We start from the raw sequence: 4,942 nt of genomic DNA, 5'->3' as shown, positions 1-4,942 counted from the left end.
CGCACCGCCACACCCATCTGGCGATGGCGCACGCCCCGCCACCCCCTCCGACCCGCCCCGGCGAGGTCGTCAACCCCCTGGAGGACAGATGTTCCGTCATCGGTATCGGCTCGCGAAGGTCGCGACGGTCGCTGCGGCGCTGACGGTGTCGCTGACCCTGGCCGCCTGCGGCGGATCGGGCGACACCGGCTCGGCGTCCGGCGGGTCCGGATCCGCCGGATCCAGCGCCGCGGGCGAGGGCCAGACGCTCAAGCTGTGGCACTACGAGGGCGAGAACAGTGCCATGGCCATCGCCTGGAACAAGGCGATCGAGACCTTCAAGGCCGAACATCCTGGCGTCACGGTCGATGTCGAGCGCAAGGCGTTCGAACAGATCCAGCAGAACGCCGGGATGATCCTGTCCTCGGACGAGGGCCCGGACATCATGGAGTACAACAAGGGCAACGCGACCGCCGGCCTGCTGGCCTCGCAGGGCCTGCTCACCGACCTCACCGAACCGGCGGAGAGCCGCGGCTGGGCCGACAAGCTCTCCGCCAGCCTGCAGACCACCGCCCGCTACGACCAGCGCGGCGTCATGGGCTCCGGCAACTGGTACGGCGTGCCGAACTACGGCGAGTACGTGATGGTCTATTACAACAAGGACGCGTTCGCCGCCAACGGCATCCAGATCCCGACCACCCTGCCGGAGTTCACCACGGCGCTGGACACCTTCGTCGCCGCCGGCACCACCCCGATCTGCATGGCCGGTGCCGAGTACCCGGCCGGCCAGCTGTGGTACCAACTGGCCCTGACCCAGGCGGACCGCTCGTTCGTCGACGACTACCAGCTGTACAAGAACCCGGTCGACTTCCAGAACGGTCCGACCGCCAAGGGCGCCCAGATGTTCGCCGACTGGGTGCAGAAGGGCTACATCGCCGGTGATTCGGCCTCGCTCAAGGCCGAGGACATGGGCACCGCGTTCATCGGCGGGAAGTGCCCGATCATGGTGTCCGGCAGCTGGTGGTTCGGCCGGCTCAAGGACGAGATCACCACGTTCGACTGGGGCACCTTCCTGTTCCCGGGCAGCACGCTGAGCCTGGGCTCGTCGGGCAACCTCTGGGTCGTCCCGCAGGCGTCCGAGAACAAAGAACTGGCATACGATTTCATCGACATCACGATGCGGCCGGAGATCCAGAACCTGCTGGGCAACAGCGGCGGGATCCCGGTGGCGGCCGATCCGTCGGCGATCACCGATCCGAAGACGGCCGAGCTGATCAAGAACTTCAACACGATCTCGCAGAACGACGGGCTGGCGTTCTACCCGGACTGGCCGGTGCCTGGCTTCTACGACGTGCTCGTCGCCGCCTTCCAGTCCTCGATCAACCAGTCCAAGACGCCGGCCGAGGTGATGGACTCCATCCAGGGTCCGTACACCGAGGGCGTCGCGACCATCCAGGCCGGCTGACCCGTGAGCCGGCCCCGCGCGGAGGAAGTCGTTCACGTCCGTCCCACCGGACCCATTCCCGGCCAGTTGATCCGCGCCGGGCGAGATGATCCGCGCGGGGGCCGGCTCACCGGGGGAGGGGAACGGGCATGACGACCCTGGCGCAACGCAAGGGGGGCACGGCGACCGGTACGCCCGCCCCGAGGGCGGGCCGGGGCGGCTACTGGTGGTACCTGCTGCCCGGAGCCGTCCTGTTCGTCGGCGTCATCGGCGGCCCCCTGATCTACAACGTCTACCTGTCGCTGACGAAGTGGTCCGGCGTCGGCAGCCCCCGCTACATCGGGTTCGGCAACTACGTCCGGCTCTTCCACGACAGCGTCTTCTGGATCTCGTTCAAGAACTCCGTCGCGATGATCGTCGCCATGGTCGTGGTGCCGACGGTGATCGGCCTGCTCCTGGCGTCGGTGCTGTTCGACTACCTCGGCAAGCGGTTCGGAGCGGCCGGCATCAGCGTCCTGCGCGCGGTGTTCTACCTGCCGCAGGTGCTCCCGGTCGTGGTGGCCGGCATCGTCTGGGGCTGGATCCTGCGGCCCGACGGCGCGTTCAACGCGCTCCTGGACGCGATCGGTCTCTCCGGCTTCACCAAGGACTGGCTCGGCAACCCGGACACCGCGCTGCCGGCCGTCATGATGGTCATGGTCTGGGTCCAGATCGGTTATCCGGTGGTCATCTTCATGTCGGCCCTGGGCCGGGTGGACCCGGAGATCTACGAGGCGGCCGAGATCGACGGCGCCGGCTACTGGGCCCGGTTCCGGGCGATCACCCTGCCGCAGATCCGGCCCGAGACCTTCGTGGTCGCCCTGACCTGCACCATCGCCGCGCTCAAGGTCTTCGGCCCGATCTACGCGCTGACCCGGGGCGGCCCGGAGAACGCGACCAACGTGCCGTCCTACTTCGCCTATTACACGTTCTTCAAGAAGCTGGACGTCGGCTACGGCTCCGCCATCGCCACCGTCCTGACCGTCATCATCGTGCTCGTCGCCGTCGGCATCATGCGGTGGCAGGCCCACTCCGAGCGCAAGGAGCTGAGCGGATCATGAGCATTCCGGTGCTCACCACCTCCGACGCCACCCCGGCCGGCGACCCGGACGGCGGCTCCCCGGCCCGGTCGGCCGGCCAGCGGCTGGCCGACGAGCGGGCGGTCAAGGCCCGCGACCGTTTCCACCGCGGCCCGGGCCGCTGGATCATGCTGGCCGTCGTCTCCGCCGCCGCACTGCTGATGCTCGTCCCGTTCGGCCTGATGCTGCTCAACGCGTTCAAGTCGCCGGCCGACTACTCGGCCAACGGCCCGCTGAGCTGGCCGACGCACTTCTACACCAAGGGCCTGGTCAACTACTGGACCGCGTCGGACTACCCGCTCAAGCTGTGGAACTCCACGCTGATCGCCGGGACGGTGGCCGTGGTGGCCGTCGGCGTCTCGCTGCTCAACGCGTACGCGATCGGCGTCGGCCGGGTCAAGGGCCGGCTGTGGATCGTCGCACTGTTCCTGCTGGGCAACATGATTCCGCAGGAGGCCCTGGTCTACCCGCTCTACTTCTTCGCCAAGCAGACCGGCCTGTACAACACCAAGCTCGTCGTCATCATCATCTTCGTGGTGATCCAGAGCGCCTTCGGCACGTACCTTCTCGCCTCCGTGCTGGGCACGTTCCCCAAGGCGCTGCTGGAGGCGGCCGCGTTGGACGGGGCCAGCCGCTGGCAGATCCTGTGGAAGGTGGTCTTCCCGATCGTGCGGCCCACGCTGTCGGTGCTGTTGATCTTCTTCTTCATCTGGACCTGGAACGAGTTCTTCATCCCGCTGGTCATGCTGATCGACAACGACACCCAGACGGTGCCGGTGGCGTTGGCCAGCCTCCAGGGGGACCGGCTGATGGACGCCCCCACCACCAATGCGGGCGCGCTGATCAGCCTGATCCCCGCGGTCGTCTTCTTCCTGATCTTCCAACGCACGCTGACCCGCGGGGTGACCGCGGGGGCGATCAAGTAGCTCCCGAACCGCTACTCCGAGAGGAAATTTCGCTCATGAAGTTCAGTGACGGGTTCTGGCTGGTCCGGGACGGGTTCGACATCCTGCATGCCCGGCAGGTGCGCGACGTCGAGGTGTCCGAGCATGCGGTCTCGGTGCTGGCCGCGACGAAGGTGGTCACCGCCCGGGGCGACACCCTCAACAATCCGGCGGTCACCCTGACCCTGTCGTCCCCGGCGCCGGGCGTCGTCCGGGTCCGGATCGAGCACCACGCCGGCCGGACCGAGGCCGGACCGGACTTCGCCCTGCCCGGGGCGGGCGAGGTCCGGCCGGAGATCGTCGCCGGCCCGGCCGAGGTCTGTCTGACCTCGGGCGGTCTCACCGCCGTGGTGCACCGGGACGGACCGTGGCGGCTGGACTTCCGGGCCGGCGAGCGGCGGCTGACCGGCGGCGCCGGCCGGACGGTCGGTCTGGTGACCGGTCCGGCCGGCGAGCCCTACGTCTACCAGCAGCTGGACCTGGACGTCGGTGAGGTGGTGTACGGCCTCGGGGAGCGGTTCGGCCCGCTGGTCAAGAACGGCCAGAGCGTCGACCTGTGGAATCTGGACGGCGGCACGAGCAGCGAGCAGGCGTACAAGAACGTCCCGTTCTACTGGACGAACCGCGGCTACGGCGTCTTCGTCAACCACCCCGAGCAGGTCTCGTTCGAGGTCGGCTCCGAAGTGGTCACCCGCACGCAGTTCTCGGTGCCGGGCCAGTTCCTGGAGTACTTCGTCATTCTCGGTCCGAGCCCGAAACAGATCCTGGAGCGGTACACGGCCCTGACCGGGCGGCCACCCCGGGTGCCGACCTGGTCCTACGGCCTGTGGCTGACCACCTCGTTCACCACCAGCTACGACGAGGCCACCGTCACACGCTTCGTCGACGGCATGGCCAAGCGCGAGATCCCGCTGTCGGTGTTCCATTTCGACTGCTTCTGGATGCGCGAGTTCCGCTGGTGCGACTTCGAGTGGGACCCCAGCACGTTCCCCGAGCCGGAGGCGATGCTGGCCCGGCTCAAGGACCGGGGCCTGCGGATCTGCGTCTGGATCAACCCGTACATCGCCCAGCGGTCCCGGCTGTTCGAGGAGGGCCGGGCCAAGGGATACCTGGTGACCCGGGCCGACGGGAGCGTCTGGCAGTGGGACCTGTGGCAGGCCGGGATGGCCCTGGTCGACTTCACCAACCCGGCGGCCGCCCAGTGGTACGCCGGCCACCTGGAGCGGTTGCTGGACCAGGGTGTGGACGCGTTCAAGACCGACTTCGGCGAGCGGATCCCGACCGACGTGGTCTGGTTCGACGGGTCGGACCCGCAACGGATGCACAACTACTACACCCACCTGTACAACCGGACCGTCTTCGAGCTGCTGGAGCGGCGGCGCGGGACCGGGGAGGCCGTGCTGTTCGCCCGGTCGGCCACCGCCGGTGGCCAGCAGTACCCGGTGCACTGGGGCGGC

General features: G+C 68.3%; 4 protein-coding genes. All 4 read left to right on the top strand.

The features are described 5' to 3' along the window. The first annotated feature begins 88 nt into the window (after window positions 1-88). A complete protein-coding gene (locus ACOJUF_RS07820; RefSeq protein WP_420121294.1) occupies window positions 89-1,444 on the top strand; it encodes an extracellular solute-binding protein in 1,356 nt (451 codons plus the stop codon). A gap of 128 nt (window positions 1,445-1,572) precedes the next feature. Next, complete coding sequence (locus ACOJUF_RS07815; RefSeq protein WP_420121293.1) at window positions 1,573-2,523, top strand: carbohydrate ABC transporter permease; 951 nt, start codon at window positions 1,573-1,575, stop codon at window positions 2,521-2,523. Beyond that, window positions 2,520-3,467 (top strand): carbohydrate ABC transporter permease, encoded by a 948-nt coding sequence (locus ACOJUF_RS07810; RefSeq protein ID WP_420121292.1) that lies wholly within the window; start codon window positions 2,520-2,522, stop codon window positions 3,465-3,467. The genes ACOJUF_RS07815 and ACOJUF_RS07810 overlap by 4 nt, the downstream gene beginning before the upstream one ends. A 35-nt stretch (window positions 3,468-3,502) precedes the next feature. Continuing rightward, window positions 3,503-4,942, top strand: a 1,440-nt coding sequence (yicI, locus tag ACOJUF_RS07805; protein ID WP_420121291.1) for an alpha-xylosidase, incomplete at its 3' end; no start/stop codon positions are given.

This window comes from Nakamurella sp. (assembly GCF_048594475.1).
Taxonomy (GTDB): Bacteria; Actinomycetota; Actinomycetes; order Mycobacteriales; family Nakamurellaceae; genus Nakamurella.
Note: the sequence above shows the minus strand (reverse complement) of the source record. Positions and strands in the feature narration are given on the sequence as shown.